Raw genomic sequence first — 24014 nt, forward strand, 5'->3', positions numbered from 1 at the left:
TGCCGTCGCTGGCCCACAGCTCCTGGCCGTGGACGCCATCGTCGGCGACGAAGTAGAGCCGGCCGCCGACCACGGTCAGCGATTCGATGCGGCTGTTGTCGGCGCCCGGTGCGATGTCCTTGACGATGTGCGTGCCGGCCGCCGTGCCGTCGGAGGCCCACAGTTCGGTGCCGTGCCGGGCATCGGTGGCGATGAAGAACAGGCGCTCGCCGACGACGGTGAACTGCCGCGGCGCCGAGCCTTCGGGGCCGGGCTGGAGATCGGCCACCAGTTGCGTGGACGCCTCGTCGCCCGCCGTGGACCACAGCTCGAAGCCGTGTTCCCCGTCGTCGGCCGAGAAGTACAGGCGATCCTTGAAGGCCGTGAAGCCGTTGGGCGTGGCGTCGGCGCGCCCCGGACGGATGTCCTTCAGCAGCTGGGTCCCCGCGGCGGTCCCGTCGGTCCGCCACAGCTCGTTGCCGTGCACGCCGTCATCGGCGCTGAAGACGACGAGCTGGCCCAGCCGCGTCAGCCCGGTCGGGAAGGAACCGAGCGCGCCGGCGCGGATGTCCTTCAGCATCGCCGCGCCGCTACCGTCGAGCCGGACCGACCACAGTTCGTGGCCGGACGCGCCGTCGCTCATCGCGAACAGCAGCTGCTGGTCGAAGACCATCAGGCCGCTCGGCGCGGTCCAGCGCAGCACCGGGTCCTGCTTGGCGGCCAGCGCGCACCAGGCCACGCCCGCGCAGGTCCACACCAGCGCGTGGCGCAGCAGGCGCGCCAGCAGCGGCGGCTTCGGCTTCATGACGCTGTGCGCTCCCGGCGCTGCGAGCGGCGGCGCGCGGCGCAGGCGAGCACGCCCAGGCCGGCCGCCAGCATCGCGAAGCTCTGCGGCTCCGGCACCGCCGTGGCAGCGCCGCTGTGGATGGCCGCCACCAGTTGCAGCTGCGGGCGCGAGCCGCGGGTGTCGAAGTCCATGCCGATCTGGATCTCGTTGACCGAGGCGCCCGCGGCGATGCCGAAGAAGCTCAGGTCCAGCGTCGTCATGTTGACGTTGTGGTCGTCGACGATGGTGGTGGTCTCGGTCGTGAAGTAGGTGCGCGTGATGCCGTTGATCGTCACGTTGAAGCTGTCGAAGCCTTCCTGCGAGTACTCGTAGGCTTCGTGACCCACCTCGAACAGGGCCAGGTCGTCACCGGCGCCGTTGACCACCGAGTTGTCGGTGAACCGCAGCGTGACGCTGGCCCCCGGCGTCATCGACGTGGCCCAGGTGGACAGGTCCTTGTCGGTCAGCGCCGCCGCGAGCGATGGCCCGTTGACGGTGTAGATGCCGGTCGAGGCCACCAGTTGGTCGGCGTAGGAATCGTCGGCGAAGGTCAGGCCACCGATCGAGAGGGCTGCGTGCGCGCCCGACGCTGCAATGAGCAGGCCGGCAGCCGCAGCAAGGTGCTTGCTGGACATGGGAACTCCGTGTGTTCTGAGAAGAGGCCCTCCCGCGCGAGCGGGAGGGCGGGCCCGTCAGCGGGCGGAGGGCTGCGAGCGGCGGCGCGCGATCGCGCCGATGGCGGCGATGCCGGCCAGCATCAGCGCGTAGCTCTCGGGCTCCGGCACGGCGGAGATCGAGGCGCTGGCATTGGCCAGCGCATTGCCGCGCAGGTTGTAGTAGCCGATCTCGTCAGGCGACGCGAAGTCCACCGTGAAGCTCAGCGTGCCGCTCTGCCCGTTCTGGCCGCCTGCCACGTCGGACGACAGCAGCGTGATGTTCTGCGTGCCGCCGCTGGTGTTGAAGTAGTTGCCGAAGGACGCATCCAGTGCCGCCAGCGCGAAGTTCTCGTTGGTGTTGCTGGTGACGCCACCGGCCAGCAGCGAGTAGCCGATCGTGAAGGTCACGCTGCCGGCGGCCGAGAGCGTGAACTCCTGCGACTGCTGCGCCGTGGCGTTGGCGGCGTGCGGCTGGCTGATCGCCGAGATGACGAAGGGCGTGGCGTTGGCGATGCCCTGGATCGTGCCCGCCGCTGCCGACGAGACCGTCGACGTGGCATGCGGCCGGCTCGTGCCGAGCGAGGAGTCGGTCAGCGCGGCGTCGGACGAGGACAGGATGTCGTTGGACGTCAGGCCGCCCGCCTCGTCGGACTCGGAGTACAGCGTCTGGTACGCAGAGCCAGTGCTCCAGCTCAGCGCGCCGCCGGTCGCCACGTAGGAGAACGAGGTGATCTGGAAGCTCGCGGTCGAGTCCAGGCCGGCGGCGCTCGCGCCGAAGCTCGTGGCCACCAGGGCCACCGCGGCAAGGGTGTTGATGTTCAGTTTCATGATGAAGATGTCTCCTTATTCGATTCAGTACACGACGACCTTGCCGGTGGCGCGGGGGCTCGTGCAGTCGTTGTAGAAGTACTCGCCGGCCTTGGTGAACGTGTAGGCGAAGCTCTGGCCCGGGGCGAGCGGACCGGCGTTGAACAGGCCCTCGAAGAACTGCGTGGCGCAGTGGTTCTTGGCGTTCGTGGCCGGGTTCAGGAAGGTCACGGTCGTGCCCACCGGCACGCGCAGGTGCTGCGGCGCCATTGCGTTGACGGTGTCCTGCTCGACGGTGCCGACGGCGCCGCCGCTGTACGAGCGGTTCAGCACCACGGTGTTGTTGACCACCGAGCCCTCGACCGCCGTGGCGGTGATGTCGCGGCGCAGTGCCGGCGGGATCGGCGCGGGCAGCGGCGCGACCTTGCCGCCGATCTTGAAGGCCCACAGGTAGTCGCCGCGCGGCGCGTCCGAGAACGGCAGGCCCGAGCCGCCGGCGAACACGGCCATGTACTGCTCGCCGTTGACCTCGTAGGTGATCGGGCTGGCGTTGATGCTCGCGCCGGTCTGGAAGCGCCACAGCTCGCGGCCGTTCAGCGCGTCCATGCCCAGCAGGTTGCCGTCGGGCTGGCCGATGAACATCAGGTTGCTGGCCGTCGTCAGGATGCCGTTGCCGTGCGCGACGGACCAGGGCAGGTCCTTGCGCCACACCACCGTGTTGGTGGACGGGTCCACCGCCACGACGCCGCCGGACATCGGCGTGCCCAACGGCCGCAGGCCGTTGCTGGCCTCGGTCAGCGAATGGGCCGATCCGATGTAGCCCACGCCGGTGTACATCAGCTTGGTCGTCTGGCTGAAGGACTGGTGGTTCCAGTCGGAGCCGCCGCCCTGCCCCGGGAAGGACAGCACCGGCTCGTCCCAGTGGTCGGCGAAGATGCAGCCGGTCTTGAAGTTCGGCACCGCGCGGGCCGGGCCCTCGGCCGTCGGGCAGGTCGGCACGAAGCCGCCGCCGCGCGGGAAGGGCTGGGTCGGCGAGGACTTCTGGCGCGGGTCGACCGGCACCGGCTTCTCGTCGATCCCGATCAGCGGCGTGCCGTTGGTGCGGTCGAGGATGTAGTACATGCCGGTCTTGCTGCCGTACACCACCGCCTTCTTCGGCTGGCCCTTGACGGTGATGTTGGCCAGCACCGGCGCCATCACGTTGTCCATGTCCCAGTGGTCGTGGTGGACCGACTGGAAATGCCACTTGTAGACGCCGGTCTTGGCGTCCATCGCGACGATGGAGTTGGCGAACAGGTTGTCGCCGCCGCGCGTGGAGCCGTTCTGCGAGGAGCCGGCGCGCACATTGCCGAAGGTCCAGTACAGCGTGTTCAGCTCGGGGTCGATGGCCGGGTGGATCCAGGGCGTGGCGCCGCCCTTCAGGTAGGTGTCGCCCTCCCAGGTGTCGCCGCCGATCGTGCCCGGCGCGGCCGGACCGTAGAAGTGCCAGGCCTCGTCGCCGTTGCTGGCCTGCAGCGCCAGGCCGACGCCGCGATCGGTGTCGGACGTGCCGACGTAGATCATGTGGTCGTAGTAGACGATGCCGACCTTGGCGATGCCCGGGTACTGGTTGTACTGGCGCTCCCACACCTTGGCGCCGGTCTCCTGGTCCAGCGCGATCACGTAGTTGCCGGTGGTGCTGGTGTAGACCTTGCCGTCGCCCACCGCCACGCCGCGGCGCGTCTGGCCGCCGCGGCCCGGGTTGTAGCTCCACTTGACCTGGCCGGTCACGCCGTCGACCGCGTGGATGCGGCCCTGGGCGGTTTCGATGAACAGAACGCCGTTCACGGCGACCGCCGTGCTCTGCGCGTTGCCGGACTTGGCGCCGCCTTCCAGGCTGTTCACCCAGATCGCGCCGAGCTGGCTGATGTTGGCCTTGTTGATCTTGGCCAGGGACGAGTAGTTCTGGTTGCCGAGATTGCCGCCCACCTTGGGGAAATCAGTGGTGGCGGCGATGCAGCACGAGTCGGCGGCCGAGGCCGCGAACGCTGCGAGGGGCATGGCCGATGCTGCAAGAACGCCTGAGGCGAACAGCATGGAAGTGATCAGGTTCCGATTCATTCCAAGTCTCCGTTGCTGGGTTGTTTGCGTTCTTTTTGTCAGAACGCTGGGCCGTCTAATAAAACAAAGTATTTGCGACGGCACGCACAAAGTCAACCCGCGTCGATTGAGGGTTTGCCCGCCTTTGTGGCGGCCGTGCAGCGGCCATAAAAAACGGCCGGCCACGCACGAGGGTCAGGTCGTGTGCGGCCGGCCGTCGGGCCGGGAATGGTGATGTCTAGGGCATTGCAATCATGATGATCGTCATCATCACCCGCCCAGCAGGCGGGCCGGCCAGATGACCAGTTGCGGGAAGAACACCAGCAGGAACATCACGCCGAACTCGACCATCATGAAGGGCATGGCCCCGCGCGTGACCTCGTCCATCTTCATCTTGCCGACGCCCGCGACGACGTTGAGCACCACCCCCACCGGCGGCGTGATCAGGCCGATCGCGTTGTTGATCATGAACAGCACGCCGAAGTAGATCGGGTCGATGCCCGCATGCTTGATGACGGGCATCAGCACCGGCGTCAGGATCAGGATCGTCGGCGTCATGTCCAGCGCCGTGCCCACCGCCATGACCAGGGCCATGATGGCCAGCATCAGCAGCGTCTTGTTCTCCATGAAGGGCTTGAGCATGTCGACCATCTGCGCAGGCAGGTCGGCCACCGTGATCAGCCAGGCCGAGACCATCGAGGCCGCCACCAGGAACATCACGACGCCCGAGGTGCGCGAGGCGGACACGAAGATCCGGTACATCTGCTTCCAGTGCAGTTCCTTGTAGACGAAGGTCGCCACGAAGAAGGCGTACACCGCCGCCACGACGCCCGCCTCGGTCGGCGTGAACACGCCCATCTTCAGGCCCACCAGCACGATGAAGGGCAGCACCAGCGCCCAGGAGGAGGACTTCAGCGCGGCCCAGCGCTCGGCCATCGTGGCCTGCCGCGGCATCGCGATGTGCTCGCGCTTGGCCACGAACCACCAGGCCACCCACAGGCCCGCGCCCAGCAGCACGCCGGGCACGATGCCGGCCAGGAACAGCTTGCTGATCGACACGTTGGCGGTGACGCCGAAGATCACGTAGCCGATCGAGGGCGGCAGCACCGGCGCGATCGTGCCGGCCGAGGCGATCAGGCCGCCGGCCCGGCCCGCCTTGTGGCCGGCCGCCACCATCATCGGCAGCAGCAGCGCGGACAGCGCCGCGGCATCGGCCACGGCCGAGCCCGACAGCGCGGCCAGCAGCAGCGCGGCGACGATGGCCACGAAGCCGAGGCCGCCCCGCACATGCCCCACCAGCGTGATCGCCAGCTGCACGATGCGCTTGGACAGGCCGCCGACGTTCATGATCTCGCCGGCCAGCATGAAGAAGGGCACGGCCAGCAGCGGGAAGTTGTTGGCGCCGTTGATGACGTTCTGCGCCAGGATCTGCGCGTCGTACATGTCGAGGTGGACCATCAGGGCCAGGCCCGACAGCAGCAGTGCGTAGGCAATCGGCACCCCGATCGCCATGGCTCCGATCAGGGAGCCCATGAAGATGATGACAGTCATGATGAAAGGCCTTCTTCGTTCGTCTTCAGCGCTCGAGCACCGGCGAGGCGGCGGCGGCATCGGCGGCGGCGTGCTTCTCCTGCTCGCGCAGCTTGGCGAGGTCTTCGGACTCGGTGAACATCACCAGGTCTTCCTCGGTGGCGCGGCCGGACAGCGTGCGCCAGAGCTGCACCGCCAGGATCACGCAGGCCGAGGCGGCGAACACGACGCCGCTGGCGTAGAAGATGCCCATCGAGGCGCCGGTCACCGGCGCCGTCACGTCGGCATTGATCTTCACCTGGTCCCAGCTGCCGGACACCAGCAGCCAGCTCACGTACAGCATGCTGGTCTGCGCGATGGCGGCGCAGATGCGCTTGCCGATCAGCGGGAGCCGGGCGATCAGGAAGTCGGTGCCGAGGTGGCCGTTCTCCTGCAGCGCGGCGACGGCGCCCAGGAAGATCATCCAGACGAAGAACCAGCGCGACATCTCCTCGGACATCATCAGCCCCGAGTTGAAGACATAGCGCAGGACGACGTTGCCGAAGACCAGCACCACCATGATGGCCAGGCTCAGCGCGGTCAGCGCATCGAGCAGGCGGCAGTAGCCGTTGAGGATTCGATTCACGGGGATTCCCCTGGAGTGGGACGTCGCGTGGCGCGACGGAGGGCCGCCTCGGGGGATCCCCGCGAGCGGCCCGAACAGCGATGACAAACGATCAGAGCTTCTGAATACGCTCGAGTTCGGCGTTGAAGAGCTTGACGATGGCGGGGTCATACTCGGCCGCGAACTTCTGATGGATCGGCTTCACGGCCGCCTGCATCTTGGCGATCTCGGCCGGGGCCAGTTCGGTGTATTGCATGCCCTTGGACTTCAGCTCGGCGACGGCCTTGCCGGCGATGTCGCGGCTCACCTGGCGCTGGTAGACGATGGCCTCGTTGGCCGCGTCCTGCATGATCTTCTGCTCGGCCGGCGTCAGCTTGTCCCAGAACTTCTTGCTGACCAGCAGGATGTTGGACGCGTACACGTGGTTGGTCGCGCTGACGTACTTCTGCACCTCGAAGAACTTGTTCGACAGGATCACCGAGAAGGGATTCTCCTGACCGTCCACCGCGTGCGTCTCCAGCGCCGAGTACAGCTCGCCAAAGGGCATCGGCACCGGGTTGGCCTTGAAGGTCTTGAAGGTCTCCAGGAACACCGGGTTCGGGATCACGCGCAGCTTCAGCCCGTCCAGGTCCTCGCCCTTGGCGATCGGGTGCTTGCTGTTGGTCACGTTGCGGAAGCCCAGGTCCCAGAAGCCCAGGCCGACCAGGCCCTTCTCCGGCAGCTTGGCCAGCAGCGCCTTGCCGACGGGGCCGTCGAGCAGCGCGTCCGCCTGCTTGAAGTTGCTGACGATGAAGGGGAAGTCCAGCAGGCCGAACTCCTTGACGATGCCGGCCAGCGAGGTCGGCGCCGGCGCGGTCATCTCCTGCACGCCGCCCTGCAGCGCCGCCTGCTGCTGCAGCTCGCTGCCGAGCTGCGAGGCCGGGAACTCCTTGACCGTCATCTTGCCGGCGCTCTTGGCCGCCACCAGCTCGGCGAACTTGCGCGCACCCATGCTCATCGGGTGGTCACTGTTGTTCAGGTGGCCGAAGCGGATGGTGCGCGCCTCCTGCGCAAAGGCCGCAGGCAAGGCGCCCACGCACAGGGCTGCCAGCAGCAGGGTTCGGCGGATTTCGCTCTTGGTGATCACTTTTGTCTCCTTCGGGGTGGCTCGATTGAAGTGGTGGCTGCGTTGCGAACAACAGAACGTCGTTGCATTCTATTGGCGCAAAAACCCGAGCGTCAACAAAGGGTAGACCCGGAGAAGACTGTTCTGAAAGACAGACCGCCTGCCGTGCGCACATGGCAAATCGCCCTGGCCACCTCACGGTGCCAGGGCGATTCGGGGAGAAGGGAAGCGGCCGGCCCTCGCCGGCCCGGCAGGCTCAGCTGCGCTCAGGCTCGGGGTAGACGCCGCCCAGCAGGCCGGTCAGCTTGATCGCGGCCTCGCGCACATGCTCCGCATGGTCGGTGTTGAGGCGATAGGTCGGGATGCTCAGCGTGATGGCCCCGGCGAACTCGCCGTCGGCGCCAAACACCGGCGCCGAGATGCCGGACACCTCGGGCACACGGTCGCCGGAAGCGATGACCACCTGGTCCTGCCGGATCTTGCGGTACTTCGGCTCCTTGCCGCCGCCGTAGGCCATCAGCACGCGGCCGCCGGCGCCGCGGTCCAGCGGCAGCAGGTCGCCGGCGCGGGTGTGGTCGCGCAGCAGCTGCGTGGAGTCCACGCGGTACAGGCACAGCCGCGCGTCGCCATGGCGCACGTGGAAGGCCGCGCTCTCGTTGGTCTGGTCGACCAGTTCCTTCAGCACCGGCATCACCGCATCCTGCTGCGAGAAGGCGGAGGCGTACACGCCGTGGAGCCGCACGATCTCGGGCCCCAGGCTGTAGCTGCCGTCGGCATGGCGGCGGATCAGCGTGGCGTGCTCCAGCGAAGCGATCAGGCGCAGCACCGTGCTCTTGTAGAGCTGGGTGCGCTGGGCCAGTTCGGCCAGCGTCAGCGAGCCGTCGCCCTTGCGGAAGGCGGTGAGCAATGACAGGGCCCGGTCTACCGCGGCGGCACCGCCGGGTGCGGCCTGCTGGTCGGCGACGGAAGGGTGTGCGGCTTTTTTCGGCATGGTGGGTTCGTGGGGCGCTCAAGCTCTTGTTGGTTCCGCAATTGTCACTGACATCGCTGATTCTCTTTTTTAAGAACATCGTTCTAAACTAGAGCATCAACATGGCGCCTCAAGGGAGACAAGGAATGACGGAAGAAACAGGCGTGGCCTCGGTCGAGCGCGCTTTAGGCATTCTTGATGCCCTGACTGAGCCCAAGCTGACCCTGGCCGAACTGTCCAAGCGCACCGGGCTGTACAAGAGCACGGTATTGCGCCTGACGAAGTCACTGGAGAAGTTCGGTTATGTCGTGCGGGCGGACGACGGCTGTTTCCGCCTGGGCTCGAAGGTGCTGGTGCTGGGCGGGATGTTCCAGCGCCACCTGCGCACGGCCGACATCGTGCCGCCGGTGCTGGCCCGCATCGTCGAGGACCTGCACGAAGGCGCGGCCTTCTATATCGCCCAGGGCGAACATCGCATCTGCCTGCATCGGGTCGACTCGGGCCGGGCGGTGCGCGATTCGGTGCACGAAGGCGACCGGCTGCCGCTGACCGTCGGCGCGGCGGCGCATGTGCTGCGGGCCTTTGCCGGCGCCAGCGGCAAGCACTACGAGGGCATCCGCCAGTGCTACTTCGCGGCCTCGTCGGGCGAGCGCGACGAGGAGACCGCCGCGGTGGCCTGCCCCGTGTTCGCCCACGGCGACGTGCTCTACGGCGCGCTGAGCGTCTCCGGCCCGCGCTACCGGATCGAGGCGCTGGGCACGCCGCGCATCCTGCCCACGCTGTTCCGGCAGGCCGGCCAGTTGAGCGCGGCACTCGGATGGGATCCGCGGTCCAGCGTCTTCCGGCCGCATCCGGAGAGCGCCGGAGCGTCCTGATGCACGAGGCGCACGAGGACGATGCCCAGGCCGCACGCAGGATCGCGTGGATCGTCGGCGCCGCCTTCTTCATGGAGACGCTGGACAGCATGATCATCGCCACCGCCCTGCCCGCGATGGCCCGCTCCTTCGGCACCACGCCCCTGCAGATGAGCCAGGGCATCACCGCCTACCTGGTGGCGATGGCGGCCTTCGCGCCGGCGGCCGGCTGGAGCGCCGAGCGCTTCGGCGCAAGGCGCATGTTCGTCGGCGCCATTGCCGCGTTCACGGGTGCCTCGGTGCTCTGCGGCCTGGCACCCTCGCCCGCGACATTCTTCGCCGCCCGGGCGCTGCAGGGCGCGGCGGCGGCGCTGATGTCGCCGGTCGGGCGTTTCGTGGTGCTGCGCGAGACGCCGAAGCAGCGGCTGATCGAGGCGATCGGCACCATCACCTGGCCCGGGCTGATCGGCCCGGTGGTCGGCCCGGTGCTGGGCGGGCTGATCGTCGAGCATGCCTCCTGGCGCTGGGCCTTCTTCCTCAACCTGCCGCTGGGCATGATCGGCGCGTGGCTGGTGATGCGCTTCTTCCCCTTGCGCAAGCCGGGCCATCCGCAGGCGCTGGACCTCCGTGGCTTCCTGCTCAATGCCACGGCGCTGGGCGCCATCGTGCAAGGCCTGTCCCTGCTGGGCGAGCGACAGGGTGAAGGCATCGCGGTGCCGCTCTCCGTGCTGGCCTTCGGTCTGGCGGCGGGTGCGCTCGCCCTGCGCCACGCGGCCCGCGCCCAGGCGCCGATGCTGGACCTGCGGGTGCTGCGCGTGCGCAGCTTCCGGATGGCGAACGCGACGGCGGGCTTCCTCTCGCGGGTCGCCATCCATGCCTCCCCGTTCCTGCTGCCGCTGATGCTGCAGGTCGGCATGGGCATGTCCCCGCTCGATGCGGGCACGGCCATGCTGGTCTACATGGCAGGCAACCTGCTGATGAAGGCCGTGACGACGCCGGTGCTGCGCCGCTACGGCTTCCGCACGGTGCTCACGGTGAACGGCGCCATCTGCGCACTGACGCTGGTGGCCTGCGGCACCTTGGTGCCCGACACCCCGACCACCCTCCTCTACGGCTGCCTGCTCGCGGCGGGCCTCTCGCGCTCGCTGAACTTCACGGCCATCGCCACGCTGGCCTTCGCCGACGTCCCGGACGAGCAACGCGCCAACGCGACCGGCCTGTCGACGATGCTGCAGCAGCTCGCCATCTCGATGGGCGTGGCCTTCGCGGCGCTGGCGCTCGGCCTGTCGCAGTCGATGCGCGATGCCGGCAGCCTGCAGATGGCCGACTTCCGGCATGCCTGGTTCGCGGCCGGCGCCCTGATGGCGCTGGCGGCGCTGGTCGCCCGGCGCCTGGACCACGATGCCGGCGCGGCGATCTACGCGCTCAGAAGCGGTGGACGATGCCCACCTCCAGCCCGTTGAGCGTGCGGCCGTTGACGTCGTTGGGCGTCGTGAACGTGCTCTTCGGGCCTGCCGAGCCGACCGGGCGCCAGCCGCCGTTGGTGTCGTTGCGCATCGTGTCGGCCATGGCCCAGAGCATGGTGCGCTTGCTCATGTCGTAGTAGACGCCGACCGAGCCGCCATTGCCGCCCTGGCTGCGGCCCGACTTGTCCTTGATCTGGCCCCACAGCGCGCCGACGCGGACCTGCGGCGTGATCCGGTAGTCGGCCGAGAGCTGCCAGATGTCGTAGAAGTTGTTGAGGTTGGGATCGGTGCCCGCGTTGTAGCCGCCGGTGTTGCCGACGATGGTGCCCGCGTTGTTGCTGACCGCGGTCTTCGTGCTGTTGTTGCTGTGCACGTAAGCCACGTAGACGGTGCCGGCCCCGTACATCCAGTTGAAGTACAGGTTGTCGTAGACCATGTCCTTGGCGATCACTGCATGGCTGGGCGGCCGGCCCCGGATGCCCATGTAGCCGGCGCGGATCACGTCGTTGGTCCAGTCGCCCCACAGCTGGTAGACGATCGGGTGGTTGCCCACCGGAGATTCGGGCAGGGCCACATGGGCCTCGAAGGCGAAGCCGCTCCAGCGCGGCGACAGGTAGCCGAAGTCGTTGTCGTAGCGCGAGGGCACGCCGAAGTTGTTGATGACCGAGCCGAGGTCGCGCCAGGTGTAGTCCACATAGGCACCGTGCGACTGGATCGGCCCGTTCTGGCGGCCGAAGCGCACTTCGCCCAGCGTCTTCGTGCCCAGGCCCACCCAGGTCTGCCGGTCCCAGAAGCGCGTGGTGTCGGCCTGCGTGCCGTTGTCGGTGCTGAAGCCGCCTTCCATCTGGAACTTGGCGAACATGCCGTCGCCCAGGTCCTCCTGGCCGCGCACGCCGAAGCGGCTGCGCAGCCAGGCCCCGTCCTCCAGCGCCTTCACGGTCGCACCGGAGCTGCTGTGCATGTAGTGCAGGTACTGGTCGAGCACGCCGTACAGCGTGACGCTGGACTGCGCCTGCGCGGTGCCGCCCAGGGCCAGCGCGGCCGTGGCGCCGGCCAGGATCCTCAAGGGGTTCTTCTTCATGATCATGTCTCTCTCCGTTCGTGGACTGATCGCAGGGCCCGGCGATCAGAAGCGGGACTACGCAAGGAATCCGGGCAATGCAGCGGCTCGACCGCGCCTCGCGCGGCCTTGCCGATCAGCTTGGAAGGGCCGCCGTCGGGTGCTCGGTCAGTGACCCAGGATGTCGCCGAGGAAGGCGCGCGTGCGCTCGTGCTTCGGCGCGCGGAAGAACTCGTCGGGCGGCGCCTCCTCGAGGATCTCGCCCTGGGCCATGAAGATGACGCGATCGGCCACCGCGCGGGCGAAGCCCATCTCGTGCGTCACGCAGATCATCGTCATGCCCTCGTTGGCCAGGTTGACCATCACGTCGAGCACCTCCTTGACCATCTCGGGATCGAGCGCGGAGGTCGGCTCGTCGAACAGCATCACCTTGGGCGCCATGCACAGGGCCCGGGCGATCGCCACCCGCTGCTGCTGCCCGCCGGACAGCTGCGCCGGGTACTTGTCCGCCTGCTCGGCGATCCTGACCTGGGCGAGCAGCTTGCGCGCCAGCGTCTCGGCCGCCTGCGCGCCGACGCCGCGCACGCGCATCGGCGCGAGCATGCAGTTCTGCAGCACCGTCATGTGCGGGAACAGGTTGAACTGCTGGAACACCATGCCCACCTCGGCGCGGATCGCGTTGACGCTCTTCGCGTCGCCGGTGAGCGCGATGCCGTCCACGCTGACGCGGCCCTTCTCGTAGGCCTCGAGATGGTTGATGCAGCGGATCAGCGTCGACTTGCCGGAACCGGACGGCCCGCAGAGCACGATCTTCTCGCCGGCCCGCACCGACAGGTTCACGTCGTTCAGCGCCTTGTACGCGCCGTACCACTTCTCCACGTGCTCCATGCGGATCATCGGAGCGTCCATGACCGCGCCTTCCTTCACTTGGCGACGAAAGACACGCCGTCGACGGCGTCCGGGAAGCTCGTGCTGGAACTGCCCATCCACTTCTCCTGGATCTTCGCCAGCTCGCCGTTGGCCTTGATCCTGTCGATGAAGGCATTCAGCGCGGCGTTGATCTCCTTCTCGCCCAGGCGCGAGCAGGCGCCGTTGTAGAGCTTGGTGAACTCCAGCTTGTTCTCGAAGGTGCCGGGCCTCGCCTCGTTCAGCCGCTTGGCGTAGAAGATGTTGCCGCCGACCGCCTGCACCTGCCCGCTGAGCATCGCCTGCACCGAGGCCGCATCGCTGTCGAAGCGCAGGATGTTGGTGCCGGCCGGCGCGTTCTTCGTGACGTCGGTGTCCTGCTGCGCCGCACGGGCCACGCCGATCGTGTACTTGCCCATGTCCGCGTTCGTCTTGATGACGGTCGTCTTCGGCGCCACCAGCACGATGGTGTTGGCCACGTAGGGCTTGCTGAACTGCACGGCCTTGGCGCGATCGGGCAGCATGGCCATGGTGGCGAACAGGATGTCGATGCGGCCCGAGGTCAGCGCCGGGATGCGGTTGGCCACCTCCAGGCCGACGAACTCGGCCTGCACGCCCAGCTCCTTCGCGAAGGCCTTGCCGATGTCGCCGTCGATGCCGTCCGCCTGGCCGGTGCTGGCGTCCACATAGCCCCAGGGCGGATTGGCCGCCTGGATGCCGATGATGACCTTGCCGCGGGCCTTGATCTCGGCCGGCGTGATCGCCAGCGCGCTGCTGCCGATCAGCGCGCCACCCAGGCACAGCGCCAGGGCCGTGAGCCGGCGCCGCTCGGTGTTGACTCGTTTCATGGTGCTGTCTCCTGTCTCTCTCGTACGGGGGTGAAGATGGGATGGGCTCAACGGGCCGCCGTGGCCAGCCGCCGCTCCAGGCGCGAGCCCCAGAGCGACAGGGGCCAGCAGAGCGCGAAATAGAGGGCGCCGACGATGCCGTAGACCAGCAGCGGCTTGAAGGTCTGGTTCGACACGATGTTCCCGGCGCGGGACAGCTCGGTGAAGCCGACGATGGCGGCCAGCGAGGTGCCCTTGATCAGCTGCACCAGGTAGCCGATGGTGGCCGGCAACGAGATCTTCAGCGCCTGCGGCAGCACGATGAAGCGCATCCGATCGATGTAGCCGACACCCAGCGCCTGCGCCGCCTCGGTCTGCCCGCGCGGCACGGCCTGGATGGCGCCGCGCCAGATCTCGCCCAGGAAGGCGCTGGCGTTCAGCGTGAAGCCCACCGCCACCGATTCCCAGGCCTCCAGATGGAAGCCGAACAGCGCCAGGCCGTAGTAGGTGACGAAGAGCTGCATCAGCAGCGGCGTGCCCTGGAAGACGCCGATGTAGGCGGCCGTCAGGCGGCGCAGCCAGACGGTCGCGCCGCTGCGCGCCAGCGCGATCAGCAGGCCGGCGACGGCGCCAAGGCCCAGGCCCACCAGCGAGAGCAGGAGGGTCCATTTGAGCCCGCCCAGCAGGAACATGAATTCGGCGGTCTTGAGTCCCAGCATGGCCGTCCGTCACTTCACCGGATAGTTGAACAGCCGGCCGGTGATGCGCGCGAAGCCGAACATCATCAGGCTGGACATGGCCAGGTAGAGGATCGTCACCGCGCCGTAGACCTCGAAGCTGCGGAAGGAGTCCGACTCGATGCGCTGGGCCACCGAGGTCAGCTCGTAGGCCGCGATCGCCGAGGCGATGCTGGTCGTCAGCGTCAGCAGGATGAACTGGCTGGACAGCGAGGGGAAGATCGCGCGCATCGCCGGCCGCAGCACGATCAGCCGGAAGATCTGCAACTGGCTCAGGCCCAGCGCCTGGCCGGCCTCGATCTGCCCTTTCGGGATCGCCTGCACGCCGCCGCGGATGATCTCGATCGCGTAGGCGCCGCCGTTGACGCCCAGCGCCAGGATGGCGGTCGGCGTCGGGTTCAGGCGGATGCCGGCGAAAGGCAGCGCGAAGAAGATGAAGAAGATCTGCACCAGGAAGGGCGTGTTGCGGATCAGCTCGACGAAGGCGATCACCGCCCAGCGCAGCGGCGCCACACGCGAGTCGCGCAGCAGCACGCCGCCGATGCCGATCACCGTGGCGATGGCCATGCCGGCCAGCGCCAGGCCCAGCGTGCCCGCGCAGCCCTTCAGCAGTTCGGGCAGGCCGGCGAGCACCGGACCGAAGTCGAACTGGTAGTTCAAGGCCGCGCCTCCGTGGCACGGATCCGTACTGCTGCCATTGCCTTGTCTCCTGGCCTGTCCTGGGAACTGCGCAGTCGACGCTGCGTTGGCTGACTTTTCCGTCAGTGAACAGAATGTACGAACTGGTGCGTTTTGCAAAAATAGGTTGAAACCCCGAGAGACAGAACGGGCGGGGCAGGAGGCATCGCGCCCGTGCGGCGCGGGGTCGCGGGGCCGCGGGGCCTACTTGCGCACGAAGCGCACGACCATCTCGACGATGCTGTCGCGGCGCCGGCTGTGGACGGCCGTGGTCTCGAGCTTGCGATCGAAGATCACCGAGAACGTGTGCCGGTTGGACACGTTGAAGAAGCACAGCGCGGAGATCGACATGTGCAGGTCGATCGGGTCGATGCCGCGGCGAAAGACCTTCGCCTTGACCCCGCGCTCGTAGACCTCCTGCAGCTTGCTGATCGCCGGGATGTTGGTCTTCTGGATCGAGTCGCTGCGCGCGATGTACTCGGCGCGATGGATGTTCTCGTTCATCACGAGGCGGATGAAATCCTCGTTCTCGTGGTCGCGGTCGAAGGTGAAACCCACCAGCTTGCGCAGCGCATCCTCGGGCTCGAGGTCGTCGAGTTCCAGCCCGGCCTCGGCCTCGCGCATGGTGCGGTAGGCCTCCTCCAGCACGGCCACGTACAGGCCTTCCTTGCTGCCGAAGTGGTAGTAGATCATCCGCTTGCTGGTACGCGTGGCGGCGGCGATCTCGTCGACGCGGGCGCCGCTGAAGCCCTTGTTCGCGAACTCGCTGGTCGCGACGCGCAGGATGTCCGCCATCGACTGATCGGCGTCGTAGGGGCGCTTCGCAATGACGTTTTCAGCGGGCATGAGGGCTCTTCGGTCGGCCAGTCCATTTTGGCCGCCGCCACTCTATCACCCGGGCTATCGGGTTTATCCTGAAAATAAAACGTACCAGTTCGTACATTATTGAATGTCAAACAAGAACACCCGGGGACACTCGATGATGAACATATCCGGCACGACGCGCGTCTTCGTCATCGTCGGCGACCCGGTGGCACAGGTTCGCGCGCCGGAGCTGTTCAACCACCTCTTCGCCCGGCACGGCATCGACGCCGTGCTGGTGCCCGCGCAGGTGGCGCCCGAGGACCTGCCCGGCTTCGTCGCGCAGGCCATGAAGGCGCGGAACTTCGGCGGCCTGTGGGTGGCGATCCCGCACAAGGGGCCGATGGTGCCACTGCTGCAGCAGTGCGACCGCCTGGGCCGCAGCGCCGACGCCGTCAACGCGGTCCGGCGCCGGCCGGACGGTTCGCTGGAGGGCGCCCTCTTCGACGGCCTCGGCCTCACCAAGGCGCTGGACCACTTCGGCGTCGCCGTTGCCGGGCGCCGGACGCTGGTCGTCGGCGTTGGCGGCGGCGGCGCGGCGGTGGCGACATCGCTGGCCTCGCGCGGGGCGGCCCGCGTGACGCTGCATGACCTGGCCGCCGATCGCACCGAGGCGCTGGCGGCGCGGCTGTCGGCGGAATTCGGCGTCGATGTCCGCGCCGCCGGCAGCGCCGACCCTGCAGGCCACCATCTCGTCATCCACGCCACGCCGCTCGGGCTGAAGCCGGACGATCCCCTGCCCTTCGACGTGGCGCGTCTCGATGAAGGCGCGGTCGTCGTCGACATCCTGATGAAGAACCAGCCGACGCCCCTGCTCCGGGCCTGCCACGCGCGCGGCATCGAGGCCTATCCGGGCTTCGAGATGCTGGTGCAGCAGGTGCCCGAATACCTGTCCTTCTTCGGCTACGAGGAACTCGCCCGCGCCGTGCAGGCCGATGCCTCGGACGTGCGCCGCCTGTTCGATCAGGCCTGAGCCGCCGCAGTCCCCGGGCGCGCTCGCGCCCAGGACACCAGCACGCCGGACAGCACGATCATCGCGATGCCCAGCCGCGCGGTGCTCGTCGGCATGTGGCCGAAGACCCACCAGCCGCCGAAGGCCCCGAAGGCGATCTGGAAGTACAGATACGGTGTCAGCAGCGAGACCGGCGCGCGGGTGTAGGCCATCGTCAGCAGCAGATGCCCGAGCGTGCTGAACAGGCCCATGGCGACCAGCAGGCCCCAGGTCGCCGCGCTCAGCGGCGCCCAGTTCCAGGGCAGCGCGAGGCTGGCGATGCCGGCACCGATCACGCCGGTGTAGAACTGGATCGTCGCGGGCGCATCGACCTGGGCGAGCCGGCTGGTCAGGATCTGGTAGCCCGCGTTGATGGCCACCACCAGCAGGGGCAGCGCCATCACCCGGTCCGCCGACGCCCCGCCCGGCGCCACCACCAGCAGCGCGCCGGCAAAGCCCAGCCCCAGGAACAGCCAGCGGCTGCGCGGCACGAACTCGCCGAGCGCAAAGCCGGCCACGACCATCACGACCAGCGGCGTGATCATCGTCACGGCCGTGTATTCGCCCACCGGCATGTGCTGCAGGCTCAGGAAGGCCAGGCTGCTGGAGGCCAGCAGCAGGCAGGCGCGCAGGACCTGCAGCCCCGGCCTCCGCGTGCGCAGCAGCGCGCGACCACGCCTGGGCAGCAGTACCCCGCCGGTCAGCACGGCCTGCAGGACATAGCGGAACCACACGGTCATCAGCGCCGGCGCGCTCAGGCTCACCCACTTGGTGGCCGTGTCCAGCGCCGCGAAACAGGCCACCGCCCCGATGACGAAAACCACGCCAGGGAGCGTAAAAGCTCTTTTGTCCATCGTTCCTTCCTCGAGCCGGCTCACTAGGGCCTACCCGATACCCTCAATTATTAGAATTGCATTATGCTGTACGGAACGATAAATTTCTGACGTCCACTTTCCAGCAGGCACGGAACATCATGACAAGCGACAGCGCACTGCCTCAGTACGAGCACTACATCGACGGCCGGCCCACGCCGCCGGCCGACGGCGGCTACTTCCCCACCGACAACCCCTGGGACGGCAAGACCTGGGCGATGGTGGCCCGCGGCAACGCGAAGGACGTGGACCTCGCCGTCATGGCCGCGCACCGCGCCTTCGAGGTCGGTCCCTGGTCGACGATGACGCCCAGCGAGCGCGGCCGCCTGATGTGGAAGGCCGCCGACCTGATCGCCTCGAAGGCCGAGCGCCTGGCGTTGATCGAGCAGCGCGACAACGGCAAGCTGATCACCGAGGTGGTCGCCCAGGTCCGCTACATGGCCGACTACCTGAAGTACTACGCCGGCCTGGCCGACAAGATCCAGAGCGCGGTCATCCCGACCGACAAGAAGGGCGTGTTCGCCTACACCCGCTACGAGGCCAAGGGCGTGATCGCGATCATCACGCCCTGGAACTCGCCGCTGACGCTGACGAGTTGGAAGCTCGCCCCGGCGCTGGCCGCCGGCTGCACCGTCGTCGTGAAGCCCTCGGAGTTCACCTCGGCCTCGATGGTGGAACTGGCGGCCATCTTCACCGAGGCCGGCTTTCCGCCCGGCGTGATCAACGTGGTGACCGGCTTCGGCCCCGAGGTGGGCCAGCCGCTGGTCGAGCACCGGAAGGTGGAGCACATCGGCTTCACCGGCGGCTCGGTCGCCGGCAAGCGGATCTACGAACTGGCGGCCAGCCACTTCAAGACGGTGACGCTGGAGCTGGGCGGCAAGTCGCCCAATATCGTGTTCGACGACGCGGACCTGGACCAGGCCGTGAAGGGCGTGGTCTCCGGCATCTTCGCCGCCACCGGCCAGAGCTGCCAGGCCGGCTCGCGCCTGCTGCTGCAGCGCTCGATCCACGATGTCTTCATCGAGAAGCTGCTGGCCTTCATGAAGGACGTGCGGCTGGGCGACCCGTCGGACCCGCAGACCCAGATCGGCCCGGTCGCCACCCGCCCGCAGTTCGAGAAGATCCTCTCCTACATCGAGATCGCCAAGGCCGAGGGCGCCGAGTGCGTGCTCGGCGGCCGCAGCCGCCCGGACCTCGGCGCCGGCCAGTTCATCGAGCCGACCATCTTCGTCAAGGTGCGCAACGAGATGCGCATCGCGCAGGAGGAAGTGTTCGGCCCGGTGCTGGCGGTGATCCCCTTCGACGACGAGGAGGACGCGATCCGCATCGGCAATGACGTGGCCTACGGCCTGGCCGGCGCCGTCTGGACCCGTGACCTCAAGCGCGCCATGCTGATGACCGACCGGCTCAAGGCCGGCACGCTGTGGGTCAACAACTACCGCGCCACCAGCTTCACCTCGCCCTTCGGCGGCTACAAGGAGTCGGGCATCGGCCGCGAGTCGGGCATCGATGCGATCAAGGAGTACCTGCACACCAAGTGCGTCTGGATGTCCTCCGATCTCGAAGTGCCGAACCCCTTCATTCGTCGCTAATTCATCAGTCAGTACCAGGGAACACAACAATGAGTCAGGCACTGACGAATGTCCGGGTCCTCGACCTGAGCAATGTGCTGGCGGGGCCGTTCTGCGCCTACCAGCTTGCCCTGCTCGGCGCGGACGTGATCAAGGTGGAGGTGCCCAAGACCGGCGACCTCGCGCGCCAGCTCGGCGCCGACCCCGACCTGAACGCGGGCTACATGGGCGCCTCCTTCCTGGCGCAGAACAGCGGCAAGAAGTCGGTCACCGTGAACCTGAAGACGGCCGAAGGCAAGGCGGTGCTGAAGCGCCTGGTCGAGACGGCCGACGTGCTGGTGGAGAACTTCCGCCCCGGCGTGATGGCGCGGCTGGGCCTGTCCTGGGACGAGCTGAAGGCGCACAACCCGGCGCTGGTCTACTGCGCCATCTCCGGCTTCGGCCAGGACGGCCCGTTGAAGGATGCCCCGGCCTACGACCAGATCATCCAGGGCCTGTCCGGCATGATGAGCATCACCGGCGATGAGCGCAGCGCACCGCTGCGCGTGGGCTCGCCGGTGGCCGACACGATCAGCGGCATCACCGCGGCCTTCGCGATCAGCAGCGCGCTGGTGCGGCGCTTCCGCACCGGCGAAGGCGGCTTCATCGACGTGTCGATGCTGGAGTCCACGCTGGTAACGATGGGCTGGGTGGTGTCCAACTACCTGATCGCCGGTACCGAGCCGCGCGCCTACGGCAACGACAACATGACGGCCGCGCCCTCGGGCGCCTTCAGGACCGGCTCGGGCCTGCTCAACATCGCCGCCAACAAGCAGGAGCAGTTCGAATCGCTGTGCCGCGAGATCGGCCGCGAGGACCTGATCACCGACGCCCGCTTCGCCAAGCGCGAGAGCCGCAAGCGCCATCGCCAGGAACTGACGGCCGAGATCGAGGCCGCGCTGTCCGCCCACGACGCCGCCCACTGGGAACAGGCCTTCAACCGCATCGGCATCCCGGCCGGTCGCGTGCTGACCGTGCCGCAGGTGCTGGAGTCGCCGCAGATCCGCTTCCGCCAGCTGCTGCAGACCTTCGGGACCGTGCCCGGCGTGGACCGGCCGATCACGGTGCCCAAGGCCGGCTTCCGCCTGTCCGACGGCGACCCGGCGTCTTCAGCGCCGCCGCCCGCGCTGGGCCAGCACACCGACGAGATCCTGCAGTCGATCGGCTTCGGCGTCGACGAGATCAGCCAGCTGCGCATCGGAGGTGCGATATGAGCGCCGGCAGCAAGCACGCCGGCAAGACAGCCGAGCAGGTCATCGACGACGCGAAGGCCTGGTGGTCCACGGCCATCATCGACATCAAGCCGAACCAGATCGACATCCGCGGCTACCCGATCCAGGAGCTGATCGGCCACCTGAGCTACGCCGACATGGCCTGGCTGATGCTTCGCGGGGAACTGCCGCCGCCAGCGCAGAGCCGGCTGCTGGAGGCCACGCTGGTGGCCGGCATCGACCATGGGCCGCACGCACCGTCCATCGCCATCTCGCGGATGGCCGTCACCTGCGGCCTGCCGCTCAACGGCGCGATGGCCTCGGCGATCAACGCGCTGGACGACATCCACGGCGGCGCCGGCCAGCAGTGCATGGAGCTGATGCGCGCGATCGGCGCGATGGCGCCGGAAGGCGAGGATGCGAGCGACGAACAGGTGGCCGCGGTCATCGCCGACTGGCAGGCCAGGCGCGGCAAGGTCATCCCCGGCTTCGGCCACCGCTGGCACTCGGTCGACCCGCGCGCCGTGCGCCTGCTCGCGATGGTGAGCGAGGCGGAGGCGGTCGGCGTCATCTCCGGCCGCTTCGGCCGCATCGCCTCGGCCATCGAGCGGGTACTCAGCGCGAACAAGGGCCAGCCGATCCCGCTGAACATCGACGGCGTCACCGCCGCGATCTACCTGGCGCTGGGCTTCGAGCCGGAGCTGGGCCGCGGCCTCTTCATCCTCTCCCGCTCGATCGGCATCCTGTCCCACGCCTGGGAACAGCGCCAGCAGGGCGGCCGCATCAAGGGCCCGATGGCGCCCAGCATTCCGTACACCTACACCGGCCCGGCTCGCCGCCATCTCGACCGGTAGCCATCCCCGCATCTTCAAGCAGCAAGGAGACAGATCCATCATGACCACCGAACTCATCTCGAAGCAGCTCGTCAAGTACCTCGAGCAGCGTGGCGTCGAATACATCTTCGGCCTGTGCGGCCACACCAACATCGCGGTGCTGGCCGCGCTGTCGGAGGCGAAGACGCTGAAGTTCGTCAACACCCGCCACGAGCAGATCGCCGCCCACATGGCGGACGGCTATGCCCGCGCCAAGCGCACGACCGCCGTCGTCCTGTCCCACCTCGGGCCGGGCCTGACCAACGCCTCCACCGGCGTGGCCAACGCCGCGCTGGATTCGGTGCCGATGGTCGTCATCGCCGGCGACATTCCGAGCCACTATTACGGCAAGCATCCGCACCAGGAGATCAACCTGCACGCGGACGCCTCGCAGTCCGAAATCTACCGTCCCTTCTGCAAGCGCGTGTGGCGCGTCGAGCGGCCGGACCTCTTCCCCGAAATCCTGGAGAAGGCCTTCCAGCTCGCCGAGACCGGCCGCCCCGGCCCGGTGCTGATCTCCGTGCCGATGGACATCTTCTCGATGCAGGTGGACACGAAGCTGTTCGAGCGTCTGTCCCACCACACCAAGTCGGTCCACAAGCCCTCGCTGGACGAGGTGGTGGCCGAGCGCATCGTCCACACGCTGGCCAAGGCCGAGCGTCCGGTGATCTACGCGGGCGGCGGCATCATGCTGGCCGATGCGGCCGACGAACTTGCGGCCTTCGCGGACCACCTCTCGCTGCCGGTCGCCCACAGCCTGATGGGCAAGGGCGTCGTGCCGGACGATCACCCGCTGACCATCGGCATGACCGGCTTCTGGGGCACGCAGTTCGTCAACGACAAGTGCCGCAACGCCGACTGGGTGATCGGCCTGGGCACACGCTTCGCCGAGGCCGACTGCAGCTCCTGGGAGAACGAGTACACCTTCAGCTTCCCGCCTGCGAAGCTGATCCACATCGACATCGACCCGTCCGAAATCGGCCGCAACTATCCGGTCGAGATCGGCGTGGCGACCGACCTGAAGGCCGCGCTCGCCGTGCTGATCCGCGTGGCCAAGCGCCTCTATCCGGACGGCGTCAGGAACGAGAAGCTGCGCGACGAGATCGCCAGCTTCCGCAGCGAGTTCCAGGCGAAGAACCGACAGCACGTCAACAACGAGGCCTTCCCGATGCGGCCCGAGCGCATCCTCGCCGATGTGCGCGCGGTGCTGCCGCGCGACGCGATCATCACGACGGATGTGGGCTGGAACAAGAACGGCGTCGGCCAGCAGTTCCCGATCTACACGCCGGGCTCCATCCTGACGCCGGGCGGCTTCGCGACGATGGGCTTCGGCTCGCCGGCCGCGCTGGGCGCCAAGCTGGCGCAGCCGCATCGCGTCGTCGTGGCGCTGGTCGGCGACGGCGGCTTCGGCCAGAACCCGGCCGCCCTGGCCACCGCCGCCGAGGAAGGCATTCCCGTCGTCTGGGTCGTGATGAACAACGGCGCCTACGGCACCATCGCCGGCCTCGAGATGGCCCACTACGGCACCACCTTCGGCTGCGTGTTCAAGAAGGGCTCCAGCGGCGAGCCCTACTCGCCGGACTTCGCGGCCATCGCCCGCGGCTTCGGCGTGGACGGCGTCAAGGTGGCCTCGGCCGCCGAGTTCAAGCCGGCCCTGGAGAAGGCCATTGCCTCGGGCCGCCCCTGCGTGCTGGACGTGTCGATGAAGAACGAGCCGGTGCCCACCTCGGGCCACTGGAACATCAACGACATCTACACGCCCGAAGGCGGCCGCCATGTGAAGCACGCCGCGCTGGACTGATCCCGCGCATCTTGTCTCCTGCAGAGATGGTCTGCAGTTCGGGGCGCCCACCGGGCGCCCTTATTTTTTAGAACAACGTTCTCTAATAGGGAAATCACCGAGGCCGCGGTGGCTCGCCTCATCGACACTTGCATCATGTCTCGCAAAAACAGAACGACGTTCGGTTTTACGCTGCTAGAGCTGCTGGTGGTGATGGTCATCATCGGCCTGCTGGCGTCCTATGTGGCGCCACGCTACTTCTCGCAGATCGGGCGATCGGAGATCCGCACGGCGCAGGCGCAGATCGAGGCCTTCGGCAAGGCGCTGGACACCTACCGGCTGGACGTCGGCCAGTACCCGACGACCGAGCAGGGCCTGGCCGCGCTGAACAACAGGCCCGACGGCCTCGGCCGCTGGGCCGGCCCCTATCTGCAGAAGCCCGCGCCGATGGACCCCTGGGGCCAGCCCTTCCACTACAAGGCGCCCGGCGAGCATGGCGACTACGACCTGTTCTCCTACGGCAAGGACGGCCAGCCGGGCGGCAGCGGCGAGGCCGCCGACATCACGAACTGGTGACTGAAGCGGGATGACGATCACCACCTTCAACGTGCGCGCGCTGCGGGCAGACGGCTCGCTGGTCTCGCTGCCGATCGAGGCGGCTGACCTGTCGGCCGCGCTGCAGCAGGCCAGGGCCAGCGGCTTGTCCGTGTTGTCGGCACGCGCCGCCAAGGGC

The 24014-nt window shown here is 68.0% G+C and carries 23 protein-coding genes; 8 read left to right on the plus strand and 15 right to left on the minus strand.

The window, feature by feature from the left end:
- The 8 genes from B0W88_RS16355 to B0W88_RS16390 all read right to left on the minus strand — a co-directional run.
- Positions 1-784: ELWxxDGT repeat protein (locus B0W88_RS16355; RefSeq protein WP_369973894.1), on the minus strand; the 784-nt coding region annotated here is incomplete at its 3' end.
- Positions 781-1440 (minus strand): PEP-CTERM sorting domain-containing protein, encoded by a 660-nt coding sequence (locus tag B0W88_RS16360; RefSeq protein WP_077035713.1) that lies wholly within the window; start codon positions 1438-1440, stop codon positions 781-783. The genes B0W88_RS16360 and B0W88_RS16355, both read right to left, overlap by 4 nt.
- Positions 1441-1497: 57 nt before the next feature.
- Positions 1498-2289: a PEP-CTERM sorting domain-containing protein gene (locus B0W88_RS32595; RefSeq protein ID WP_083748824.1), complete on the minus strand. Its 792-nt coding sequence runs from the start codon at positions 2287-2289 to the stop codon at positions 1498-1500.
- 24 nt (positions 2290-2313) lie between these two features.
- Positions 2314-4308, minus strand: coding sequence for a PQQ-binding-like beta-propeller repeat protein (locus tag B0W88_RS16370; RefSeq protein ID WP_233151733.1), 1995 nt, complete (start codon positions 4306-4308; stop codon positions 2314-2316).
- Between the two features lie 309 nt (positions 4309-4617).
- Positions 4618-5898: a TRAP transporter large permease subunit gene (locus B0W88_RS16375; protein WP_077035715.1), complete on the minus strand. Its 1281-nt coding sequence runs from the start codon at positions 5896-5898 to the stop codon at positions 4618-4620.
- 25 nt (positions 5899-5923) lie between these two features.
- Positions 5924-6502 (minus strand): TRAP transporter small permease, encoded by a 579-nt coding sequence (locus B0W88_RS16380; RefSeq protein WP_083748825.1) that lies wholly within the window; start codon positions 6500-6502, stop codon positions 5924-5926.
- A gap of 91 nt (positions 6503-6593) precedes the next feature.
- Entirely contained in the window at positions 6594-7604 is a 1011-nt protein-coding gene (locus B0W88_RS16385; protein WP_077035727.1) for a DctP family TRAP transporter solute-binding subunit, read from the minus strand.
- A 238-nt stretch (positions 7605-7842) separates the two neighbouring features.
- Complete coding sequence (locus tag B0W88_RS16390; RefSeq protein WP_077035716.1) at positions 7843-8577, minus strand: IclR family transcriptional regulator; 735 nt, start codon at positions 8575-8577, stop codon at positions 7843-7845.
- Positions 8578-8702: 125 nt separating this feature from the next.
- Here B0W88_RS16390 and B0W88_RS16395 point away from each other — a divergent pair, with 125 nt between their 5' ends.
- Positions 8703-9431: an IclR family transcriptional regulator gene (locus B0W88_RS16395; RefSeq protein ID WP_077035717.1), complete on the plus strand. Its 729-nt coding sequence runs from the start codon at positions 8703-8705 to the stop codon at positions 9429-9431.
- Positions 9431-10873 (plus strand): MFS transporter, encoded by a 1443-nt coding sequence (locus B0W88_RS16400; RefSeq protein WP_077035718.1) that lies wholly within the window; start codon positions 9431-9433, stop codon positions 10871-10873. Before B0W88_RS16395 ends, B0W88_RS16400 begins: the two co-directional genes overlap by 1 nt.
- On the opposite strand, the gene B0W88_RS16405 is transcribed toward B0W88_RS16400, so the two are convergent.
- From B0W88_RS16405 to B0W88_RS16430, 6 genes are all read right to left on the minus strand, one after another.
- Positions 10836-11957: a porin gene (locus B0W88_RS16405; protein ID WP_077035728.1), complete on the minus strand. Its 1122-nt coding sequence runs from the start codon at positions 11955-11957 to the stop codon at positions 10836-10838. The two genes, B0W88_RS16400 and B0W88_RS16405, sit on opposite strands and share 38 nt — an antisense overlap.
- A gap of 147 nt (positions 11958-12104) precedes the next feature.
- Positions 12105-12845, minus strand: coding sequence for an amino acid ABC transporter ATP-binding protein (locus B0W88_RS16410; protein ID WP_304442584.1), 741 nt, complete (start codon positions 12843-12845; stop codon positions 12105-12107).
- Positions 12846-12859: 14 nt separating this feature from the next.
- The gene (locus tag B0W88_RS16415) at positions 12860-13690 is read right to left on the minus strand and encodes a transporter substrate-binding domain-containing protein (protein WP_083748826.1); all 831 of its coding nucleotides are present in this window, start codon (positions 13688-13690) and stop codon (positions 12860-12862) included.
- Between the two features lie 47 nt (positions 13691-13737).
- Complete coding sequence (locus tag B0W88_RS16420) at positions 13738-14388, minus strand: amino acid ABC transporter permease (protein ID WP_077035719.1); 651 nt, start codon at positions 14386-14388, stop codon at positions 13738-13740.
- 9 nt (positions 14389-14397) lie between these two features.
- Entirely contained in the window at positions 14398-15066 is a 669-nt protein-coding gene (locus B0W88_RS16425; protein WP_077035720.1) for an amino acid ABC transporter permease, read from the minus strand.
- A 222-nt stretch (positions 15067-15288) separates the two neighbouring features.
- Complete coding sequence (locus B0W88_RS16430; RefSeq protein WP_198937852.1) at positions 15289-15930, minus strand: TetR/AcrR family transcriptional regulator; 642 nt, start codon at positions 15928-15930, stop codon at positions 15289-15291.
- Positions 15931-16063: 133 nt separating this feature from the next.
- Between B0W88_RS16430 and B0W88_RS16435 the strand changes: the two genes are divergently transcribed.
- A complete protein-coding gene (locus B0W88_RS16435; protein ID WP_233151734.1) occupies positions 16064-16918 on the plus strand; it encodes a shikimate dehydrogenase in 855 nt (284 codons plus the stop codon).
- Here B0W88_RS16435 and B0W88_RS16440 read toward each other — a convergent pair.
- Entirely contained in the window at positions 16909-17760 is an 852-nt protein-coding gene (locus B0W88_RS16440) for a DMT family transporter (RefSeq protein WP_233151735.1), read from the minus strand. The genes B0W88_RS16435 and B0W88_RS16440 overlap by 10 nt on opposite strands.
- Positions 17761-17909: 149 nt before the next feature.
- Between B0W88_RS16440 and B0W88_RS16445 the strand changes: the two genes are divergently transcribed.
- The 5 genes from B0W88_RS16445 to gspG all read left to right on the plus strand — a co-directional run bounded on the left by B0W88_RS16445 (position 17910) and on the right by gspG (position 23857).
- Entirely contained in the window at positions 17910-19400 is a 1491-nt protein-coding gene (locus B0W88_RS16445) for an aldehyde dehydrogenase (RefSeq protein ID WP_083748827.1), read from the plus strand.
- 29 nt (positions 19401-19429) lie between these two features.
- Positions 19430-20632, plus strand: coding sequence for a CaiB/BaiF CoA-transferase family protein (locus B0W88_RS16450; RefSeq protein WP_077035722.1), 1203 nt, complete (start codon positions 19430-19432; stop codon positions 20630-20632).
- The gene (locus B0W88_RS16455) at positions 20629-21483 is read left to right on the plus strand and encodes a citryl-CoA lyase (protein ID WP_077035723.1); all 855 of its coding nucleotides are present in this window, start codon (positions 20629-20631) and stop codon (positions 21481-21483) included. Before B0W88_RS16450 ends, B0W88_RS16455 begins: the two co-directional genes overlap by 4 nt.
- Positions 21484-21523: 40 nt before the next feature.
- A complete protein-coding gene (locus tag B0W88_RS16460; RefSeq protein WP_077035724.1) occupies positions 21524-23302 on the plus strand; it encodes a thiamine pyrophosphate-binding protein in 1779 nt (592 codons plus the stop codon).
- 135 nt (positions 23303-23437) lie between these two features.
- The gene (gspG, locus tag B0W88_RS16465; protein WP_077035725.1) at positions 23438-23857 is read left to right on the plus strand and encodes a type II secretion system major pseudopilin GspG; all 420 of its coding nucleotides are present in this window, start codon (positions 23438-23440) and stop codon (positions 23855-23857) included.
- The last annotated feature ends 157 nt before the right edge of the window (positions 23858-24014 follow it).

The organism is Pelomonas sp. KK5, assembly GCF_001984095.1.
Taxonomy (GTDB): Bacteria; Pseudomonadota; Gammaproteobacteria; order Burkholderiales; family Burkholderiaceae_C; genus KK5.

Excerpts from the sequence above, each read along its gene's own strand:
- B0W88_RS16420 (WP_077035719.1), bottom strand. The coding sequence starts at position 14,388 with ATGCTGGGACTCAAGACCGCCGAATTCATGTTCCTGCTGGGCGGGCTC.
- B0W88_RS16395 (WP_077035717.1), top strand. The coding sequence starts at position 8,703 with ATGACGGAAGAAACAGGCGTGGCCTCGGTCGAGCGCGCTTTAGGCATT.
- B0W88_RS16445 (WP_083748827.1), top strand. The coding sequence starts at position 17,910 with ATGACAAGCGACAGCGCACTGCCTCAGTACGAGCACTACATCGACGGC.
- B0W88_RS16390 (WP_077035716.1), bottom strand. The coding sequence starts at position 8,577 with ATGCCGAAAAAAGCCGCACACCCTTCCGTCGCCGACCAGCAGGCCGCA.
- B0W88_RS16460 (WP_077035724.1), top strand. The coding sequence starts at position 21,524 with ATGACCACCGAACTCATCTCGAAGCAGCTCGTCAAGTACCTCGAGCAG.
- B0W88_RS16435 (WP_233151734.1), top strand. The coding sequence starts at position 16,064 with ATGATGAACATATCCGGCACGACGCGCGTCTTCGTCATCGTCGGCGAC.
- B0W88_RS16430 (WP_198937852.1), bottom strand. The coding sequence starts at position 15,930 with ATGCCCGCTGAAAACGTCATTGCGAAGCGCCCCTACGACGCCGATCAG.
- B0W88_RS16375 (WP_077035715.1), bottom strand. The coding sequence starts at position 5,898 with ATGACTGTCATCATCTTCATGGGCTCCCTGATCGGAGCCATGGCGATC.
- B0W88_RS16370 (WP_233151733.1), bottom strand. The coding sequence starts at position 4,308 with ATGCCCCTCGCAGCGTTCGCGGCCTCGGCCGCCGACTCGTGCTGCATC.
- B0W88_RS16455 (WP_077035723.1), top strand. The coding sequence starts at position 20,629 with ATGAGCGCCGGCAGCAAGCACGCCGGCAAGACAGCCGAGCAGGTCATC.
- B0W88_RS16410 (WP_304442584.1), bottom strand. The coding sequence starts at position 12,845 with ATGGACGCTCCGATGATCCGCATGGAGCACGTGGAGAAGTGGTACGGC.
- B0W88_RS32595 (WP_083748824.1), bottom strand. The coding sequence starts at position 2,289 with ATGAAACTGAACATCAACACCCTTGCCGCGGTGGCCCTGGTGGCCACG.
- B0W88_RS16405 (WP_077035728.1), bottom strand. The coding sequence starts at position 11,957 with ATGAAGAAGAACCCCTTGAGGATCCTGGCCGGCGCCACGGCCGCGCTG.
- B0W88_RS16415 (WP_083748826.1), bottom strand. The coding sequence starts at position 13,690 with ATGAAACGAGTCAACACCGAGCGGCGCCGGCTCACGGCCCTGGCGCTG.
- B0W88_RS16450 (WP_077035722.1), top strand. The coding sequence starts at position 19,430 with ATGAGTCAGGCACTGACGAATGTCCGGGTCCTCGACCTGAGCAATGTG.
- B0W88_RS16400 (WP_077035718.1), top strand. The coding sequence starts at position 9,431 with ATGCACGAGGCGCACGAGGACGATGCCCAGGCCGCACGCAGGATCGCG.
- B0W88_RS16360 (WP_077035713.1), bottom strand. The coding sequence starts at position 1,440 with ATGTCCAGCAAGCACCTTGCTGCGGCTGCCGGCCTGCTCATTGCAGCG.
- gspG (WP_077035725.1), top strand. The coding sequence starts at position 23,438 with ATGTCTCGCAAAAACAGAACGACGTTCGGTTTTACGCTGCTAGAGCTG.